Origin of the sequence: Nonomuraea sp. NPDC050022 (assembly GCF_044460705.1) — a bacterium.
Lineage (GTDB): Bacteria > Actinomycetota > Actinomycetes > Streptosporangiales > Streptosporangiaceae > Nonomuraea.
In genome coordinates this window covers 1-18,165 of record NZ_JBITKE010000002.1, presented here as the reverse complement: position 1 = coordinate 18,165, position 18,165 = coordinate 1, and the positions used below count along the sequence as shown (strand labels likewise).

The window sequence follows — 18,165 nt, the reverse complement described above, 5'->3', positions numbered from 1 at the left end:
CAGTGCCTGCGCCGTGACCGAACACGGCAGCGCATCGGCTGAGAAGACGGCGGCGATGAGTGAGATCGTCCCCAACCGCATCGCGTCGCTGCGCGCCGAACGCGGTGTCACCCGCAGCCTTCTGAAGGGCCCCCCTGACCAGGTGACGGTTTCTGTCAGTGGCGCCGCCTACAGTGGCATCATGCGACCGGTCACTGATTTGCAGCGGAAGGTGGCGCCCTTCGAGGTCGTCACCGAGATGACTCCCTCCGGCGACCAGCCGACGGCCATCGCCGAGCTGGAGCGCCGCGTCAAGGCCGGGGAGAAGGACAACGTCCTGCTGGGCGCCACGGGCACCGGCAAGACGGCCTCGATCGCCTGGCTGATCGAGCGGCTGCAGCGGCCCGCGCTGGTCATGCAGCCCAACAAGACACTCGCCGCGCAGTTCGCCAACGAGCTGCGGGAGATGCTGCCCAACAACGCGGTTGAATATTTCGTCTCTTACTACGATTACTACCAGCCTGAGGCGTATGTCCCGCAGAGCGACACGTACATCGAGAAGGACTCCTCGATCAACGACGAGGTCGAGCGGTTGCGCCACTCGGCGACCAACTCGCTGCTGACCCGCCGCGACACGATCGTGGTGGCCTCCGTGTCCTGCATCTACGGCCTGGGCACGCCGCAGGAATACGTCGACCGCATGGCCAGGCTCCGGGTCGGCATGGACGTCGACCGCGACCAGCTGCTGCGCCGCCTGGTCGACATGCAGTACACCCGCAACGACCTCGCCTTCACGCGGGGCACCTTCCGGGTGCGCGGCGACACGATCGAGATCATCCCGAAGTACGAAGAGCTGGCCGTACGCATCGAGATGTTCGGCGACGAGATCGAGAAGCTGTCCACCATGCACCCGCTGACCGGCGAGGTCATCACCGAGGACGAGGAGCTCTACATCTTCCCCGCCTCCCACTACGTCGCCGGCGAGGCGCGGATGGCGATGGCCGTCAACGGCATCGAGGCGGAGCTGGCCGAGCGGCTGTCGGAGCTGGAGCGGCAGGGCAAACTGCTGGAGGCGCAGCGGCTGCGCATGCGCACCACCTACGACATCGAGATGATGCGCCAGATCGGCACCTGCTCGGGCATCGAAAACTACTCGCGCCACATGGACGGCCGCGAGGCGGGCAGCGCGCCCAACACGCTGCTCGACTACTTCCCGGAAGACTTCCTGCTGGTCCTCGACGAGTCCCACCAGACCGTGCCGCAGATCGGCGCCATGTACGAGGGCGACGCCTCCCGCAAGCGCACCCTGGTCGACCACGGCTTCCGCCTGCCGTCGGCGCTCGACAACCGGCCGCTGAAGTGGGAGGAGTTCCTGGAGCGCATCGGCCAGACCGTCTACCTGTCGGCCACGCCCGGCTCCTACGAGCTGGGCCGGGTCAAGGGCGACGTGGTCGAGCAGGTCATCCGGCCGACCGGGCTGGTCGACCCCGAAGTGATCGTCAAGCCCACCAAGGGGCAGATCGACGACCTGGTCCACGAGATCCGCGAGCGCGCCGACCGCGACGAGCGGGTCCTGGTCACCACGCTGACCAAGAAGATGTCGGAAGACCTCACCGACTACCTGCTCGAGCTGGGCATCCGGGTCCGCTACCTGCACAGCGAGGTCGACACGCTGCGCCGCATCGAGCTGCTGCGCGAGCTCCGCTCCGGCGAATACGACGTGCTGGTCGGCATCAACCTCCTGCGCGAGGGCCTCGACCTGCCCGAGGTGTCGCTGGTGGCCATCCTCGACGCCGACAAGGAAGGCTTCCTCCGCTCGGAGACCTCCCTGATCCAGACCATCGGCCGGGCCGCCCGAAACGTCTCAGGACAGGTCCACATGTACGCCGACAAGGTCACCCCGTCGATGGAGCGGGCCATCGACGAGACCAACCGGCGGCGGGCCAAGCAGATCGCCTACAACCAGGCCAACGGCATCGACCCGCAGCCACTCCGCAAGAAGATCGCCGACATCCTCGACTCGCTGCAGCGCGAGGACGCCGACACCGACCGCCTCCTCGGCGGCGGCCGCCAGCAGTCGCGCGGCAAGGCACCCGTGCCCGGGTTCGCCGCCCGCCAGGCCGGGCAGCACGCCAAGACCATCGCGGGGGAGATGCCCCGGGCACAGATGGAGTCGTTGATCGAGTCGCTGACCGAGCAGATGCACCAGTCGGCGGCCGACCTGCAGTTCGAGGTGGCCGCCCGACTGCGCGACGAGATCAAGGAGCTCAAGCGGGAGCTGCGCGACATGCGGGAGGCAGGCGTCCAGTAGCCGACCGGAGAAAGGGCGTCCGCTTCGCTGCGGGCGTTCTTTCTCCCCACCCGATTCGGTGGTTGGCCGTCTGATGCCCGCCCGCCCACAATGGGCCTCCGCTTCGCTCCGGACGTCCTCCCAGGCGGGCTGACGCCCGCCCCCTGAGGGGCCTCGCTGCGCTCGGACGCCTTCCCAAGCACGCTTCGCCGGGCCAGCTGGCCGGAGCGAGCTTCCTTGGCGGCACCACCATCGAGACCTGCACATACTCTCCACCGCTCCGGCCCCGAGCCCACGGCCGCAGCTGTCACAGCGGCCGGAGAGCGGGCTTACCGGCCGCTGTGACAGGGGCCGGAAAGTGGGTTATAGGGGCCCAACTAAATGATCTAGGGTCGTGTCCCTGATCCAAGCGATCCCGCCAGCGCGGGGCCGAGTAGGGCGGCCCCGCAAGCGACTCGAGTGCCTGTACGACGACCATGACAAGTTCAGCCGTCTGGTCCGGCGCACCGGGGTAGGCGCGGGCTGTCAGGGGTCAACGCTCGTGCTTCCGTCGCCCGGTCATTTCCGTTGGCGGAGGGTCGCGAGGTATACGGCCGTTGAGCTCTCGAAGGAGACGATGTCGGCGAGTTCCCAGCCGGTTCCGTTGGCGAGTTCGGCGAGTTCGCGTGGTGCCAGGCTGAGGTAGTCGAACCAGGGCGTCGCGACGTCGCGGTAGCGGACCCGCATGGTGCGATGTCCGGCTATGCGGCCCGCCCGTAGGTTCTGTTCGTTGTAGGGCAGGTGCAGAGGATCGGCGGAGTCCGTCAGGTTCCGGGCTTGGCCGACGATGATGGCGCCGGGCGCGGCCATCGCTGCTAGCGCCCGCAGGAATTCCGGCGCCCTTTCCCGGCTCTCCAGCAAACCGAGGTTGGCGCCCAGGAGCAGGAAGCTGTCGTATCGCTCTCCCGTCGCGGCATGCTCGTGGACCGTGCCAAGAACGGCGGAACGTACCCCTTGCCGCCGGCACACTTCGAGCGCGCCCGGTGAGATGTCGATCGCTGTAACGGCGTGGCCCCGATCGAGCAACGCGCGTGCGGCCCGTCCTCCGCCGGCGCCGACGTCCAGAACTCTGCCCTTGAGCAAGTCCAGCGCTTGGCGCTCACTGTCCGGCCATTGGTCGACCGGGGCGATCCATGGTTCGACGGGCACGGGCTTCACCAGCCCGTCGCTGCGTTCCGCGATATGGAAGACCGGGGTGGCAGCCGACTCCAGCGATGCCTGGTAGGCATCGCGCAGCATGTCCCCGATCGCGTCCCCCTTACGGGGACCAAATGCCGTCCGTTCTGCCTGCTGGCCTTCTTCCGTTGCCTTGTCGCCGGCCTCATCTGCGACGTCGCCGAGGGCGCGGACGGTGGGAGCGTTCATCGTGTTCTCTCTGCTGGATCGGGTGAAGGAGCCGATGGTTCGGGGCGCACGAGCGGCCGGAATGTGACGAAGATCATCAGGACAACCCCGGCGCCACACCATGCCCCGATGACAGTAGAGGTGGAAAAGCGTTCGCTGAGGGCGCCGGTGGCCAGGATCGCGGTGCCCTGGGCGATCTGGATGCCGCTGTTCATGACGCCGAACGCCCGGGCCCGGTATTCGGTGGGAAGCACGCTCTTGAACAGCGCCTGAGCGGCGGGCAGCAGCAGCGACATGACCACGCCGGAAGCGGCGGCCAGGAGCAGTACGCCGGCGAGCGGCGGGTCGAGCAGCGCGGGGACCAGCGTGAGGGGGGCCAGGACCGCTAGGGGGCGGATCAGCCGGGTCTTGGTACGCGAGCGCAGCAGCCGGGTCAGTATCAGGCCGCCGATGGCGACACCAAGAGGGTTCGCGGCCATGATGAACCCCTGTGCCGCGCCGCCGCCGTCGATTTCGGACGCCCAGGCCGCCGCCAGGCCCTCCGGAACGATGACGAAGGTGACCGTTGCGAAGGTTATGAGCGCGATGGCCCGCATCACTGGGTCGCCGAAGACGACGGCGTACCCTTGTCCAGTCTCCCGCCACAGGCCAGGGCGGTGGGTGGCCCCGAGTGTCGCCGGCCGGAGCTTGACGTAACGGCGCAGCAGGAACGCCGAGCCGACGAAGGTACCGGCGTTCAGCAGTAGCGCGGCATGCGGGTTGTAGCCGGCGATCATTCCGCCGGAGGCGTACCCGAAGACCTGGGCCAGGTGGAAGATGGCGTTGTTGAAGGCGATGCCGAGCGGGTACAGGTCGCCGGTCAGGATGTGCGGGAGCTGAGAGGAACGGGCGGCCTCGAACGGTGGGGCGAACAACCCACTGGCGAACAGCAGCACCAGCAGGACCGCCACAGGCACGCCGGGGATCGCGATCAGCCCGATGAGCGCCGCTCTGACCAGATCGCAGAAGATCATCACTGAGCGCGAGGGATACCGTTCGGCCACTGCCGCGAGTAAGGGCCCTGCGGTGAGCCATGGCAGATACCCCACGGCGAAGGCCGCTGCCGAGGCCAGCACCGAGCCGGTGCGATCGAAGACCAGCAGCGCTACCGCGGCCTTGCACAGATAGTCCCCGATCCAGGAGAGCACGCTCGCGGTGAAGACTGCACGGTACTCCACCAGAACGAACAGATCCCGATAGCCCGCCGGCCGTTCCTCATCCGTCGCTGGACGCCTCATCCATTCTCCGCAATGCGCTCATGAAGAGGGCCGGCTCACCGCCGAAGGCTGTGTGCCGGCCGCTGTCAGCTCATCTTGGATCAATCCCAGACGGTGTCCTTGCGGGTCATGAAGCACCTCCCTCTCGGCTCTTCGGCATGCTGATCGCTCAGCATCCCAAGCGACTAGATCATATAGTCATATGTTCCACTTTTTCGGCAACCGCCGAATGTCTCCGTCCTCGTGACCAAAGCCCCAAATGGTAAAGGTGTTGCTCGCCTCTGCGACCGGAGCGATCAAACGGTGAGGGCATATCTCGCCTGGTAGCGGTTCTGGTGGACACGTGCTTGTTACCGGGCGAAGTGGTAGTGCAAGTGCTTGGCTCCCGATCCGTCAGAGTCCAGCTCGACTGGTCCCAAGCGTGATCGACAGCTCCCGCGTCCGGGCGCTCAAGGGCGGCCCATAATCGGGCCGAGCCTGGTCGCCTGCGTATCCGCTGGACGGTCCGTTACGACATTCGCTGGGCATACATGACGCTTGCTGACGCGATCATTTGCCGGCGACGCCTCGTCCGCTGATCTTTCTGTAGCATCTCTTTAGCGTCGCTACGCTGCCGTCTCCGGCCCTCGCCTTTTGGCGGGCGTCAGAGCATCCCGGCCTCCGACTGGAGCAGGACGGAGAGGGCGTCGGGGTCTGCCGACGCGACGCCCTTCGAGGCGAACCAGGTGGCCACGTTGCGGGCGTCCCGGTCGAGGAAGTGCGGGCCCGTGGGGTGGGAGATCACGTCGACGATCTGGGGAAGGTCGATGATGACCAGCCTGCCTTCGTGGACCAGCAGGTTGTACGCCGACAGGTCGCCGTGGGCCAGACCCTCTCTGGCCAGGACCACCAGCGCCTCCACCAGCTGCGCCCATAGATCGTCCAGATCATCCGAGACGTTGGCGAGACGGGGTGCCGCGTAGCCGTCCGGGGTACCGACAAACTCTTGGAGGATCTCGGTGCCGACGATCTGGACCGGATAGGGGACTGGCAGGCCGAGTTCGGTCAAGCGACACAAAGCGCCGAATTCGGCCGCGGCCCACTGGCCGGCGATGAGCTGTTTGCCGAAGGCGGTCCGGTTGGCCATGGCCCGATTCATGCGGCTTTCGCGGGTGCTGCGGCCTTCCAGGTAGCCGGCGTCCCGGTGGAACAACCGGTGCTCCGCTGAGCGGTAGCGCTTGGCGGCCAGCAGGCAGACGCGGTCGGTGTCCGGCACACCGCGGGAGAGCAGGTGGACGTCGGCTTCCTTGCCGGTTTTGAGGATGCCCAGCTCGGTGTCCACGGCGGCGAGCTCGGTGATGAGCCAGTCCGGGTGCGGCTTCGGGCCGCGCTCGGTGGGCGTGCTCTGATCCCAGGTCGACCAGCGGTCGCCAGTGGGTGGTCCGTCGTCGATGGGGGCGCTGTCGAGCCATTCGAGATCGTCGGCGTCGAGGGCGTACTTGCCCCGGCGGCGGGGCGAGGAGTGCTTAGGCACGGCGGGATTTCTCCAGAAATGAGGCCCACCGGCGCAGCGATCAGCTTGGCGAGATCCCGGTGGGGAGGTCAGAGGACGCGGAAAACGGCACGCGAACAGTCGTCATCACGGTCTCAACCTCCCTTCGCCCTCCATGCACAGGCTGCGATACGCGCTGTGAAATGCACTGATTACACGGTTGCGTAACGCGCTGTGGTCAGCCTGGCTGAGTATGCCGAGCGGGGCCTGGCCACGGCAACTGAATTTTCGGCCTCCTCCCGCACGCCGACCCACCAGAGCGGTGCTGGAGCTGCGGTACCAGGATCGAGACGTGCCGGATGAGATCCTGCCGCACATCTCGCCCGGTCACAGCGAGCGTGTGGGCCATGCTGCTCATCAAGCTGCAGACCAGGGCCGATGCTGCCGGGCGGATTATCTGGGACGTGTCGGTGGACTCCACGATCAGCCGGGCCCATCAGCACGCCGCCGGCGCCCGCCGCGACGGCGCAGCCCAGAAGGAGCCGCCGGGCGGGGTGGACATCGAACCGGCCGACCACGGCCTGGGCCGCTCCCGCGGCGGCCTGACCAGCAAGATTCATCTGGCCTGCGAACACGGACAGCGCCTGTTGTCCCTGGTCGTCACCGCTGGGCAGCGGGGCGACAGTCCACAGTTCGTGCCCGTGTTGGAGGCGATTCGGGTGCCCCGCCTGGGTGCTGGCCGTCCCCGCTGCCGCCCGGATCGGGTGCGGGCCGACAAGGCGTACTGCTCGAAGGCCAACCGCGTCTACCTGCGACGTCGGGGCATCCGGGCCACGATCCCGGAGCGCCGCGACCAGATTGCCGGGCGGAAACGCCGCGGCAGCGCCGGCGGTCGACCGCCGGTATTCGACCGGGAGGACTACAAGCTGCGGCACGCCGTGGAGTGCGGGATCAACCGGCTCAAGCGGCACCGGGCCGTGGCCACCCGATACGACAAGCTCGCCGTCCGCTACTTGGCCACCGTACAGATCGCGGCGATTGGTGAGTGGCTGTGATCCCCGGTGACCGGCTCCACTGTCATGCCGGCCACGCCGACCTCGAACGCCTACTCGAAGTCGATCTGGGCGGTCGGGTGTGCGGCGGTGATCCGGTCGCGGACCGCCTCTGGGAACAGGTTGCCGTACAAGTTGGCCACCGCCAGATCGGGGAGCGTGTCGAAATCCGCCGGCAGGTCGTTGAGCTGATTGAACCTCAGGTCGACGATCCGCAGTCGACGAAACGTCCCGATCCCGGCGAAGTGCTCGGGCTTGAGCTTGAGGCGCTTGGTGTTCCGCTGCCACTGGCTGATCCGGAGCTCCTCCAGTCCGGGCAGCTCCATGGCGAACAGCTCCCGCAGGAAATCATGCGACGGCAGGGGCGTGCTAGCGCGGCGGCTGTGTCCGCCGAAGCCGAGGACCCGCAGCGCGGGCAGGCGGCCGAGGTCGGGCAGCGGGTCGCGCAGCAGACCGAGGCTGTCGCCGAGGTCGAGCTCTTCGAGGCGGGTCAACCGCAGCAGGCTGTCGGGGACGGTGTCGAAGTAGTTGCCGCTCAGGTCGAGCCGGCGCAGGTTCGGGAAGGTAGTGACGGCCTCGGGGAAGGTCCGCAGGAAGTAGTGGCTCCCGCCGGTTATGGACACCTCCTCGACGGCGGCCAGCCCGTGCGCGGAGTCGGGGAACACGACGTCGGTCCCGTCGGCGACCAGCTTGCGCAGCGCGACCAGGTCGCCGAAGGCGTCCGGCAGGACGAACCGCGTCACCTCCGGCAGGTTCCACTCCGACTCCGACTCCGTGTCGACGGAGACGGACAGGTAGGAGATGTCGAGTTCCTCCAGGGCGGTGAGCCGGCCGATGGCGGCCGGCAGGGTGAACTCGACCGTGTCCCGGTCCGTGTCCCGGTTGCTGGCGACGCACAGCACCCGGAGCGCGGCCAGGTCGCCGATCGATTCCGGCAGGGCGGTCAGCTCGCAGTTGCGCACCGACAGGTGCTCCAGCCGGGTGAGCGTCCCGAGCGCCTCGGGCAGCTCGCCGATCGGGTTGCCGTCCAGGATCAGGGTACGAAGCCACGGCATCTGGAGCACCTCGGCGGGAAACTCCTTGAGGTTGCGACCGGTCAGGTCGAGGTTTTCCACCCGGTCGGCCCGGGACCGGGACACGTCGGCGTCGGCCGACTCGGCCGCCGTCCGGGCTCCGGGCCGCAGGACCGGCAGCCCGGCCCGCAGCCGGTCCAGGAACGCATCGATGTCCAGACAGCGGTCCTCCGCGTCGACGACCTCGGGCACGAACGCCTCGATGATGCCCGGCTTGGCGTAGTCGGCGTCCTTGGCGTCGCCGAAGTTGTCCACCCAGCGCCCGCCGACGGCGTCCACGTCCATGGCGTGTTCGAAGTCGATCACCCAAGGGGTCTCGACGGTCCCGGTCCGTAGCCAGCCGTGGTTGTAATAGCCGTAGACGAGGTGCGTGAAGGCGCCGTCGTGGATGTAGATCTCGCAGTCGCCGGCCTCCAGGGTCTCGGCCTCGGTGCGACCGCCGACGTAGAGTCCGGGCTGGTCCTCATAGAGCGCGATCGGGCCGTTGACCGTCAGATTGCCGGTGATCACGATCAGCTCGACGTCGTCCTCGTCGTCCCCGCTTCGCAGGGCATTGACGGCGTCCAGGAAGTCCCCGTCGACCGCGAGATCGCCGTCGAAGAACAGCACGCTGTCATAGTCGGACGACTCTCCTTCACTCTCGAACGCGGCGGACAACGCGCCGCTCAGACGGGCGTCGGCGTCGGCATAGGACAGGGATGCGGGGGTGGCGGATAGCGACATGGCGACGAGCATAGGTCCGCGCTGTGACAGCCCTACGGGAAAGTCCAGCGCCGTCGTGAGGCTGCTGGCCGCCCCGCCGTCGATACCGGTAGCAGAAGTTCAACACAGCCCACTGTTCATCGGTGAGATCCCCACGCGCCACACCGAGATCATCCCGGCGTGGCGCGATCAACGCGACAGCGTTCTAAAACGCGCCCTAGGCGAGGGGTGAGATCGCGTCGGCGCGCCGGCGGACCCAGGCCATCATTGCGGCCGCCCGTCTGCTGAACGATGTTATCTGGGGGTCTCGTCAGTGCAGATCATTAGGGTTCGGTGTATGTCCGATGAGCGCATGATGCGCGGTTATGTGGGCCATTCGCATGGCCGTGCCACCTATTCCGGTACGCCGGTGATCGAACTGGACGGCTCCCCCGTCACGGTCAGCGTCGATGAGGAGGGGGTGCTGTGGACGTGTGATCTCCGAGGCGGCAGATGCGTCAGCCGCCCGCTGGACCTCGACGCGGCCGGGCCCGATGACAACTGGTATATCGAGAACGGGCACTGGGACGACGACGATCCTGAGGACGAGCGGAGAAGGCTCGTCACCGAGCCCTCCCTCATCGCCACACGCGTGGCCGTGGCGGAGGTCGACGGGCGGCCCGTGGTCGTCACCGGCGGTGGCCGGTTCGACTTCCGCTACGAGGACGGCGACGACATCAGCGGCGGGATCGTGCGGGCCTGGGACCTGCGTACCGGGCGGCGGATCGGCTCGGTCATGATCGGTCACGTGCTCGCGGTCTGCTCGCTCACGACCGTCCGGTCCGAGCGCGGCCTCCTCGCTGTCAGTAGCTGCGAGACGGGCCTGCTGCTGGCCTGGGAGCTGACCACCGGTGTGAAGGTGATCGAGCGGCAGGGCGCCTACAACGGGGAGATGGCCGCCGCCGTGGTAGACGGCCACCCTGTCGCCGTGACCGGCGGGGATGACCCGTTCCTCCAGGCCTGGGACGTTCTGAGCGGCGAGCAGCTCGGCGCGGACTTGCCGGGGCTGGAGTCTCCCGTCGGCGGCATCGCGATCACCGAGGTGGCGGGCCGCACAGTGGTACTGGCCGCCGACGGCCCCCGCCTGCGCGCCTGGGACCTCGCGGCCCAGGAGCCGATCGGGGCGCCGCTGACCGGGCACACCGGCGACATCGAGCGCGTGGTCACCACGACCGTGGGCGGCCGCGCAATCGCCCTGACCGGGGCGACCGCGAGACCCTCGTGTGGGACCTGGCGCGCGGAGAGCAGATCGGCGAGCCGCTCACCGGCCACTCCCTCGAGTCGGCCACCGAGGTCGCGGGCACGCCGGCCGCCGTCACTTCGAGGTCGGACAGCGCCGTCCATCTGTGGGACCTGACGCCGACCCGCTGATCGGAGCCGTCCGGCGGCGGGACCCTCACATCAGTCGAGATCAGGCGGCCGGAGCCTGGCGGGACCATCATGGGCAGTCCTGCCATTCGGTAAGGCGCTGGCAGCTACACGCGTCGTCACACAGGCGGATCTGCCGCACAGCAGCCGCACAGCAGCCGCATCACTCACCACATGCCCTGCCGTCCTTCGCTCCGGCAGGCTCTCGGGCCATGACTGAATAATCAGGTGAGGCCGTTCGCCGTCGCTCGTATGGTGCTGGAGTGCGACGATGCGAGGAGTGCTTCCATTGGGAACCGGCCGGGGCGTCGGAGTGTGTTCGATGCGCCCGGCTGGTGGACCTGATCGTCGAGGAGGGTTGGCGGGCGTTCCTGGAGCAGGAGTTCGGTACGGCCGAGCAGCCGGACGAGCGGGCCATCGCCGAGATGGTGGTCGACGAGCCCGACAGGCACCCATGGCGGGTGGTCGATGCGGCCTACGACCGCCTCACCTGCCCCGAATGCGGTGGTCGGCTGAGCCGGGGCCCGGCCGGGTGTGGGCCGTGTGACGTGGCCAATGGCTTCCGTTATGTCGCGATCGAGATCGATCGGCCGGGAGTCGCGCCTGGGAACGAGCACGCGTTGCGCGTCAACGTGGCCGTGGTGCGCAGGCCCTATGGGATCTCGGCCGTTGAACTGCTGGCGCGGCGGCTCTCGCTGCCGATCCTGCTCGAAGGGCGGCTGCCCACGACGCGGCAGGCACAGGCGGCACGCGCCATGCTCAACAACGGTGCCAGCGCGGAGGAGTATGACGCGTTCATCCACCGAGTCTGGGGGCGCGACGTCAGCTGATGAACTTGCCCAGATCGAGGTCGATGTCCACGGGGAAACCGATGTCGGCCTGTAGACGCTTGCGATGGATGCCGGTGGGCACATAGGCGCGGACCGTTGGCTCGAGCTCGAACGTGTAGACGACGGGAACCAGTTCTTCTTCTTCCTCCACCCGCCAGAAGTGCTTGATGCCCGCGTCCGAGTACTTGATTGGCTTGGTGGTCCTATCTCTTTCCCTCGACTCTGTGGAGACCACTTCAACGACCAGATGGACGTCGTCGGGAGCGAAGGAGGTGACTCGGCTGGCGAACGCGGAACTGTTGACCACGAGAACATCCGGTTCCGGCCGCTGCCGCATGCCCAGAGTTATGGTCATCTCACGGGCGGTCATGAGACCGAGAGGGGTTTTAATCCCGAGGGTGCGGTCGATGAGCAAGTTGACGGCGAGCATGTGGAAGCCCGCCTGTGGCGACATCAAGATGAGTGACCCATCGATCAGCTCGACGTGCTTGGGCGCGTCGGGGGGAAGGTGATCGAGCATGTCGGCGGTCCATCCGCCGGGAGGGCCGGGATAGAACCACTCAGGAAATGCCGCGGTCATCACACGTCTCCTCAAAGAAGCTCACTTAACGAAGCCATTATGCCACGTCAGGTAACCGTCAGGTGAGGTCTCGGCGTTCCTGAGTGCTCTTGCGATAGAGCTCGTCGATCTCGTCGAGCGGGTCCGGGGGACGGCGGCGGGCCTCGATCTCCAGCTCCGTGCGGGAGTGGAGGTCGTCGATTCCGGCCGAGGCGTGCTGAAGCTGGTCGCCGAGGAGGTCGGCGCGGATGCGGGCGCACATGGCGGTCAGCTTTGCCTGGTGCTCGCGTAGGCGATCGAGCGTGACGTGGTCGACGTACGGCGAGGCGCGGCGTTGCTGGGCGTACATGGCGAGTTGCCCGTCATGTACGTCGGCCTGCGCGGACAGGTCGGCCAGGAGCCGGGGGAGGTCGCCGAGGCCCCAGCCCTGGCGTTGGGCCTGTTCGACGGCCTGGCGGGTGATCGAGACCTCACGGCGCAGGTCGAGACGGAGGCGTTCGACCTCCCCTGCGTCGCCGGCGCCCATGGCGTTGACGTGCGTGGTCAGCTGGGTCGCCGCCTGCTTGGCCTTGATCGCCGCCTTCTGGCCCAGCTTGACCAGGAAGTAGATGCCGACGCCGGCCACCAGGCCGAGGAAGGCCAGGATCGCCAGGATGATGAGAATGACCTCCATCATCGCCCTCGCCACCTCCTGCTGATCGGCCGTTTCCTAGAGGATAGTGCGAGCGCGGGGCGGGTGCGTGGCCGAGCAGGCTCTCCGAACATGCTCCACGTAGCGACGCGGGCTCCTCAGGCGGGCCTCGCGTAGCGGCACGGACTCCGCGAGTAGCCATGCGGGCTCCGCACTACCAAGCAAGCTCTTGATTGTTGCCGCCGGTGCGTGATTCAGTTCACCTACCGCGAAGGAGCCACGCATGCTTGACGGCAAGGTAGTGCTCATCACCGGCGGCGCCAGGGGCATGGGGGCCGCGACGGCCCGCCGCTGCGTCGCGGCGGGAGCGAGCGTCGTGATCACCGATGTCCTGGTGGAGGACGGCACCGCCACCGCGAAAGACCTCGAATCGCGATTCATCCCGCACGATGTGACGAAAGAGGATCAGTGGGCTGATGTGGTCGAGGAAGTCCTGGACGGATACGGCCGGATCGACGGGCTGGTCAACAACGCGGGCATCGCCCGCTCGGCGCTCCTGGAGCAGTACACGCTCGATGACTTCGAGCGCGTGCTCAAGGTGAACCTCGTCGGCGTCTTCCTCGGGCTCAAGTCCGTGGTCGCGCCGATGCGCGCGTCAGGCGGCGGGTCGATCGTGAACCTGTCGTCGGCGGCCGGGCTGACGGCGCTGCCCGGCACCGGCGGCTACGGTGCGTCCAAATGGGGTGTCCGCGGCCTCACCAAGATTGCCGCGATCGAGTACGCCCCCCACCGGATCAGGGTCAACTCCGTACATCCCGGGATGATCGTCACCCCGATGACGCTCCGGCACGGCGCAGTCTCAGGCGAAGGCGCGTTTCCGCTGGCCGCGGCTGGGCGATGCGGTGAGCCCGAGGAGGTGGCGGAGGCCATCGCGTTTCTGCTGTCCGACGCCGCCTCATACGTGACGGGCGCCGAGCTGGCGGTGGACGGCGGCTGGACGGCGGGCGAGACCGCCATGCTCCCGCGGACGGAGGCTGAGTGAACGATGGCGATCGACGAGGTCACCAGGGCGGTCATCGACGTGATGACGGCGGTCTTCCCCAAGGTGGGCACCGAGGTGACGGACGCCGCCGAGGCCCGGCGGATCCTGGCCGAGATGCCCCAGCCGGAGGCGGAACCGTACAAGGTGGGCCGGGTGGAGAACCGCATGGCGGGGGACCTGCCCGTGCGTGTCTACTGGCCGCCGACGGGGCGAGCGACGCGGCCGGTGGTCGTGTACTTCCACGGCGGTGGGTTCACGCTGTGCACCTTGGACACGCACGACCCCGTCTGCCGACTGATCTGCACGGACGCCGACGTGATCGTGGTGTCCGTCGACTACCGGCTGGCGCCGGAGCATCCGTATCCGGCCGCCGTCGAGGACGCCTACGCCGCGACCCGCTGGGTGTACGAGCACGCCCGCGAGCTGGGCGCGGATCCCGGCAGGCTGGTGGTCGCCGGTGACAGCGCGGGCGGGAATCTGGCGACCGTGACCTGCTTGAAGGCCAGGGACGAGGGTGGGCCGCCGATCGCGCTGCAGGTGCTGGTCTATCCCGTCACCGACGCCGCCCAGGACGCGCCCTCGCACGCGGAGAACGCGGAGGGATACTTCCTGACCGCGGCGCACATGCGGTGGTACTGGGACTGCTACCAGCCCGACCACGCGAGGCGCGCCGAGCCGTACAGCTCGCCGATCAACGCGGACGTGAGCGGGCTGCCGCCCGCGCTGGTGATCACGGCGGAGCACGATCCGCTCAGGGACGAGGGCGAGGCGTACGCGGAGCGGCTGCGCGCGGCCGGGGTGGACACGCAGAGCGTGCGTTACTCCGGGATGTTCCACGGGTCCTTCGGGCTGGGCGCCATGCTGCCCGTCGCCAAGGAGGCCGAGGGGCGGGTCTGCGCCACGATCAAGGAGCGGGTGGGGTAAAAGATGCCTTATGCCGATTTAGGGCAGGACATTCGGCTCTTTTACACCGACGACGGCAAGGGTGACGGGCCGCCGCTGCTGCTCGTCCACGGCTGGGGTACGGACTCCCACCAGTGGTCCTGGCACATCGACGCGCTCGCCGGCAAGCACCGGGTGATCGCGGTGGACCTGCGCGGGCACGGCTACTCCTCGGTGCCCGACGAGGGCAACACGCCGCGCCAGATGGCCGCCGACCTCGCCGCGCTGCTGGACGGGCTCGCCATCCCCGAGGTGATCGCGATCGGCCACTCCATGGGCGGGCAGGTCGTCTCCATCCTGGCCGTCGAGCATCCGGACAAGGTACGCAAGCTGGTCGCCCTCGATCCCGGTTACGGCATCACGGCGGACGTCGCGCGGACCTTCCCGGAGACGGTCGCCGCGCTGCGCGGTCCGCACGCGCACGCCGCCGCCGAGCGGCTCGACGAGTGGTGCACCAACGCCGCCACCCCGGCCGTCATCAGGCGCTGGCACAAGCGCCGGCTGTACGGCATGGCGCCGCACGTGCTGCTCCAGGCGTTCGAGGCCATGTTCACGGAGCCCGACGCGGTCGGGATGCGGCCGGCGAGCGACGACTACCTGGCCCGCAGGGAGTGCCCGGTGCTGTCGATCTGGTCCGACCCGGAACGCGCGGCCTGGGAGTCGGGGCTCTGCAAGCATCCGGCCTCGAAAGTGGTGTGCTGGGAGGGATCCAGCCACCGGCTGCACGAGGAGCGCCCCGGCGAGTTCCTCCTCGTCCTGCGCCGCTGGTTACGGGCATCCTGATCCGTTTCGTGCCGGTCGTTACGGGCCTCCTAACCGCTACGGGCCACCCAACCGCTACGGGCTTCCTGACGTCCGTCTGGCCCGGCGGGCGGCGCGGTAGCGGCGTACCCTCCTGATCGTCCACCAGGCGAGCAGGGCCAGCGCCAGCAGTGCGACGATGACCAGCAGAGGCAGGAACACCGCGATCAAGCTCATGCCGAGCGACCCGACGTCCTCCACCGTGCTGGCGACGGGCGCGCCCACGCCCCCCGTCCCCACATTGATCATCGGACGGGCCGTCGCCTTCAGCGCGTGTACGGCCAGCGCCACCAGGATGCCCAGCAGCCATCCCGCCCACGGGTGCTCGGCCATCCAGGTCGAGTGGTCCAGTTCCGACGCCGCGTTCGTGGCGCTGAAGACCACGCCGCCGGCCGCCGGTCGTACGGCTGTCTGAATGGCGTCGTTGATGCTGTCGACGGCCGGGACCTTGTCGAGCACCATCTCCGCGACCAGCAGCACCGCGATGATGGCGAGCACGCCCCAGTTGGACAGCCACCCGTAGCCGTCGGGCAGCTTCACCTTGTCGGTGAAGTTGGCCACGATGCCCACCACGAGGAGCGGGATGTAGGCGTTCAGCCCGGCGGCGGTGGACAGTCCAAGCCCTGTCAGTGCGGCGAACATGTTTCTAGTCTGCCCGGGTCGCCTCGTCCATGAGGCGGGGCAGATCGGATCCGGTGAACTCGGCCACCGCCCGCTCGTACTTCTCCATGCCCCACGACCAGAAGTCGAAGTCGATGCTCTGGTTGGCGCCGTCCTGGATCGAGGCCCACAGCGTCCAGCCGTACTTGGACATGAGCCCGAGCAGCCGCGCCCGCGCGATCTTGTGGCGCAGGCGGCGGCCGTAGTAGGCCGTGACGAGCTCGTCCAGCAGGTCCAGGGACAGGTCCGACTCGCTCCAGATGTTGCCGAGCTCGAAGCAGGGGTCGTTGTTGCCGGCGTACTCGTAGTCGATCAGCCAGAGCCGCTCGCCGTCGTCGATGATGTTGCCGGGCAGCAGATCGTTGTGACACGGCACCCGCCCCACATCCCGAATATCCAGACATTTCCTAATCCGCTCGACCTCGGGCATGAAGTCGAGATATTTCGCCGGAAGGCGGTATCCGCGGCTCTGGACGATCTCCAGATACCCCCGCTGAATCTCGAACATGTCGAAGTCCCGCTCGAACCGGGGCCCCGCGTGCAGCCGACCGCACACCTCGGCCAGCCGCCGCAGGTTCGCCGGATCGCGCAGATCGGCCTCCGTGAACGTCCGGCCCGGCAGGAAACCCACGATCAGCACCCCGAGCTCCGGCAGATAGTCGTGCACCGGCGCCCCCACCCCGATCCGCGCGGCGGCCAGCGAGCAGGAGTGCTCGACGTCCCGATCGATCGCCAGCAGCGATCCCTCACTGGCCGACACCCGCGCCACATAGGCCCCGCCGGGAACGGTCACCTTGTAGTTGTGGTTGGTCAGCCCGCCGGGCAGCTCCTCGACGGAACGCGGCACGCCGGACAGCAGGGGGATGCGGTCGAGGATCTCGGTCATCAGAACCACCCGTGGATTCCCCGGCGTTCGAGCCGGAGAGGAATCGGGAGCGGGAGGGCCCTCAAGGGCCTGAATGTGCCCTGAGGTTCACCGTTCAATGGTGGTCTCCTGACTCGTGGTGTAGCCGTAGCCGTCGGCTCTTTGGAGCAGGCGGATGTGTTTGTGGTTGATGCCTTGGTGGGTGCCGGTCGCGGTGGTGATGTTGAAGGAGCCTGTGGTGCGGACGGCGACGCGTCCGGTGTGGACTCCGGTGTGCTTGCCTTTGGTGAGGGTGGCGCGGACGAGGTCGCCGGTGGCGAATCCGTGGACGTGCTTGATGCGGGGAAGTCGCAGGCGGGGGAACTCGTATCGGTCGGTGCGGGTTCGGCCGTAGGTGCCGCGTCCGGTGGCCTTGACGACCAGGATGCGGTCTGGCCATCCGGTCACCTGCTCGAGTTCGCCGACGTGCAGGGCGTCCAGGGTGTGGGACTTCGGCGCGTTCGTGCGGGAGCGGTTCCATTTGGTGCGCCCGCCCGATCCGGTGGCCACGGGCAGAGTCGTCTCTGTGAGCGCCCGCCACAGCGCCCAGCGGGTGGCGTTGACCGCTGCGGCGTCTCGGAGCGGGGCCTTGGCCTGCTTGAGGATGCGCGCCAGCAGTGCGGGCTTGCTGCGCAGGAACTGTTCGACGGGCGTGGTGTTCTTGGCCTGGTTGCACGGCCGGCACGCCAATGTCAGGTTGGCGATCCGGTCGGAGCCGCCGCGCGCTTTGGGGTGGATGTGCTCGACCTGCAACGGCGTACCCGCCTTGCCGCAGTAGGCGCAGGTCCGGCCCCATTTCTCCAGCAGGTATTGGCGGGCCTCGTATCCGGCCAGTGTCCCGTGCTGGTAGTCGGTGCCTTCCAGGGGCTTGCCCGCCGAGATGGCGTGGGTGTCGAAGGCGACGCGTTCGACGTGGATGGCGCGCACGGGTGCCCACCGGCCCAGCCGGGCCAGCCGGGCCAGCCGGGCCAGCCGGGCCAGCCGGGCCAGCCGGGCCAGCCGGGCCAGCCGGGCCAGCCACGACATGGTGGTGTCCAGGCGGTGCCGCAGGGACGGCGCGAGCCAGCCCTTGGGCCTGGTGCGGTTGCGGAATCGAGGCGCGCGGTAGCGCAGCTTGCGCGACCTTCTGCTGCGCCGGTAGTTGGAGCGGGCGGTGAGCTTGTCGCGGATCGCCGCGCCCCGA

The 18,165-nt window shown here is 68.2% G+C and carries 16 protein-coding genes; 7 read left to right on the top strand and 9 right to left on the bottom strand.

From position 1 onward, the window contains the following. Positions 1-181: 181 nt before the first annotated feature. Complete coding sequence (uvrB, locus tag ACIBO2_RS06635; RefSeq protein ID WP_357946355.1) at positions 182-2,290, top strand: excinuclease ABC subunit UvrB; 2,109 nt, start codon at positions 182-184, stop codon at positions 2,288-2,290. A gap of 537 nt (positions 2,291-2,827) precedes the next feature. Here the strand turns inward: uvrB and ACIBO2_RS06630 are convergent. The 3 genes from ACIBO2_RS06630 to ACIBO2_RS06620 form a co-directional block, all read right to left on the bottom strand. Continuing rightward, the gene (locus tag ACIBO2_RS06630; protein ID WP_358538041.1) at positions 2,828-3,673 is read right to left on the bottom strand and encodes a methyltransferase domain-containing protein; all 846 of its coding nucleotides are present in this window, start codon (positions 3,671-3,673) and stop codon (positions 2,828-2,830) included. Next, a complete protein-coding gene (locus ACIBO2_RS06625; protein WP_358538039.1) occupies positions 3,670-4,869 on the bottom strand; it encodes an MFS transporter in 1,200 nt (399 codons plus the stop codon). The genes ACIBO2_RS06630 and ACIBO2_RS06625 overlap by 4 nt, the downstream gene beginning before the upstream one ends. Before the next feature lie 682 nt (positions 4,870-5,551). Next, on the bottom strand, positions 5,552-6,421 hold the full coding sequence (locus tag ACIBO2_RS06620) for an RIO1 family regulatory kinase/ATPase (protein ID WP_358538037.1): 870 nt from the start codon (positions 6,419-6,421) through the stop codon (positions 5,552-5,554). A gap of 317 nt (positions 6,422-6,738) precedes the next feature. Between ACIBO2_RS06620 and ACIBO2_RS06615 the strand changes: the two genes are divergently transcribed. Beyond that, positions 6,739-7,434: an IS5 family transposase gene (locus ACIBO2_RS06615; RefSeq protein ID WP_358538035.1), complete on the top strand. Its 696-nt coding sequence runs from the start codon at positions 6,739-6,741 to the stop codon at positions 7,432-7,434. Positions 7,435-7,484: 50 nt separating this feature from the next. Here the strand turns inward: ACIBO2_RS06615 and ACIBO2_RS06610 are convergent, their stop codons facing one another. Continuing rightward, positions 7,485-9,227, bottom strand: coding sequence for a leucine-rich repeat domain-containing protein (locus tag ACIBO2_RS06610; protein WP_358538033.1), 1,743 nt, complete (start codon positions 9,225-9,227; stop codon positions 7,485-7,487). A 316-nt stretch (positions 9,228-9,543) separates the two neighbouring features. Between ACIBO2_RS06610 and ACIBO2_RS06605 the strand changes: the two genes are divergently transcribed. Both ACIBO2_RS06605 and ACIBO2_RS06600 read left to right on the top strand, forming a co-directional pair. Beyond that, complete coding sequence (locus tag ACIBO2_RS06605; RefSeq protein ID WP_397295741.1) at positions 9,544-10,602, top strand: WD40 repeat domain-containing protein; 1,059 nt, start codon at positions 9,544-9,546, stop codon at positions 10,600-10,602. Positions 10,603-10,876: 274 nt separating this feature from the next. After that, positions 10,877-11,443, top strand: coding sequence for a hypothetical protein (locus tag ACIBO2_RS06600; RefSeq protein ID WP_358538027.1), 567 nt, complete (start codon positions 10,877-10,879; stop codon positions 11,441-11,443). Here ACIBO2_RS06600 and ACIBO2_RS06595 read toward each other — a convergent pair. Together ACIBO2_RS06595 and ACIBO2_RS06590 are read right to left on the bottom strand one after the other, a co-directional pair. Beyond that, positions 11,436-12,023, bottom strand: a complete 588-nt coding sequence (locus ACIBO2_RS06595; RefSeq protein WP_397295739.1) for a Uma2 family endonuclease — start codon at positions 12,021-12,023, stop codon at positions 11,436-11,438. The two genes, ACIBO2_RS06600 and ACIBO2_RS06595, sit on opposite strands and share 8 nt — an antisense overlap. Before the next feature lie 58 nt (positions 12,024-12,081). After that, positions 12,082-12,678 carry a hypothetical protein gene (locus ACIBO2_RS06590; protein WP_358538022.1) on the bottom strand — a complete coding sequence of 199 codons (597 nt, stop codon included), beginning with the start codon at positions 12,676-12,678 and terminating at the stop codon, positions 12,082-12,084. Positions 12,679-12,916: 238 nt separating this feature from the next. Between ACIBO2_RS06590 and ACIBO2_RS06585 the strand changes: the two genes are divergently transcribed. From ACIBO2_RS06585 to ACIBO2_RS06575, 3 genes are read left to right on the top strand one after another with little or no spacing between them, the layout of a single operon-like run. Beyond that, positions 12,917-13,675 (top strand): glucose 1-dehydrogenase, encoded by a 759-nt coding sequence (locus ACIBO2_RS06585; RefSeq protein WP_358538020.1) that lies wholly within the window; start codon positions 12,917-12,919, stop codon positions 13,673-13,675. A 3-nt stretch (positions 13,676-13,678) separates the two neighbouring features. Next, positions 13,679-14,599, top strand: a complete 921-nt coding sequence (locus ACIBO2_RS06580; RefSeq protein ID WP_358538018.1) for an alpha/beta hydrolase — start codon at positions 13,679-13,681, stop codon at positions 14,597-14,599. Between the two features lie 3 nt (positions 14,600-14,602). Beyond that, positions 14,603-15,400 carry an alpha/beta hydrolase gene (locus tag ACIBO2_RS06575; RefSeq protein WP_358538016.1) on the top strand — a complete coding sequence of 266 codons (798 nt, stop codon included), beginning with the start codon at positions 14,603-14,605 and terminating at the stop codon, positions 15,398-15,400. Between the two features lie 54 nt (positions 15,401-15,454). On the opposite strand, the gene ACIBO2_RS06570 is transcribed toward ACIBO2_RS06575, so the two are convergent. The 3 genes from ACIBO2_RS06570 to iscB form a co-directional block, all read right to left on the bottom strand. Next, entirely contained in the window at positions 15,455-16,060 is a 606-nt protein-coding gene (locus ACIBO2_RS06570) for a DUF4126 domain-containing protein (protein WP_358538014.1), read from the bottom strand. Positions 16,061-16,064: 4 nt separating this feature from the next. After that, a complete protein-coding gene (locus ACIBO2_RS06565) occupies positions 16,065-16,964 on the bottom strand; it encodes a choline kinase family protein (protein WP_358538012.1) in 900 nt (299 codons plus the stop codon). Between the two features lie 87 nt (positions 16,965-17,051). Further along, positions 17,052-18,165 (bottom strand): RNA-guided endonuclease IscB (gene iscB / locus ACIBO2_RS06560; protein ID WP_397295736.1); only part of this gene is annotated, 1,114 nt, incomplete at its 5' end.

Coding starts and splice junctions, on each gene's coding strand:
- uvrB (WP_357946355.1), top strand. CDS start 182: ATGCGACCGGTCACTGATTTGCAGCGGAAGGTGGCGCCCTTCGAGGTC.
- ACIBO2_RS06630 (WP_358538041.1), bottom strand. CDS start 3,673: ATGAACGCTCCCACCGTCCGCGCCCTCGGCGACGTCGCAGATGAGGCC.
- ACIBO2_RS06615 (WP_358538035.1), top strand. CDS start 6,739: ATGAGATCCTGCCGCACATCTCGCCCGGTCACAGCGAGCGTGTGGGCC.
- ACIBO2_RS06610 (WP_358538033.1), bottom strand. CDS start 9,227: ATGTCGCTATCCGCCACCCCCGCATCCCTGTCCTATGCCGACGCCGAC.
- ACIBO2_RS06605 (WP_397295741.1), top strand. CDS start 9,544: ATGTCCGATGAGCGCATGATGCGCGGTTATGTGGGCCATTCGCATGGC.
- ACIBO2_RS06595 (WP_397295739.1), bottom strand. CDS start 12,023: ATGACCGCGGCATTTCCTGAGTGGTTCTATCCCGGCCCTCCCGGCGGA.
- ACIBO2_RS06590 (WP_358538022.1), bottom strand. CDS start 12,678: ATGATGGAGGTCATTCTCATCATCCTGGCGATCCTGGCCTTCCTCGGC.
- ACIBO2_RS06585 (WP_358538020.1), top strand. CDS start 12,917: ATGCTTGACGGCAAGGTAGTGCTCATCACCGGCGGCGCCAGGGGCATG.
- ACIBO2_RS06580 (WP_358538018.1), top strand. CDS start 13,679: ATGGCGATCGACGAGGTCACCAGGGCGGTCATCGACGTGATGACGGCG.
- ACIBO2_RS06575 (WP_358538016.1), top strand. CDS start 14,603: ATGCCTTATGCCGATTTAGGGCAGGACATTCGGCTCTTTTACACCGAC.
- ACIBO2_RS06570 (WP_358538014.1), bottom strand. CDS start 16,060: ATGTTCGCCGCACTGACAGGGCTTGGACTGTCCACCGCCGCCGGGCTG.
- ACIBO2_RS06565 (WP_358538012.1), bottom strand. CDS start 16,964: ATGACCGAGATCCTCGACCGCATCCCCCTGCTGTCCGGCGTGCCGCGT.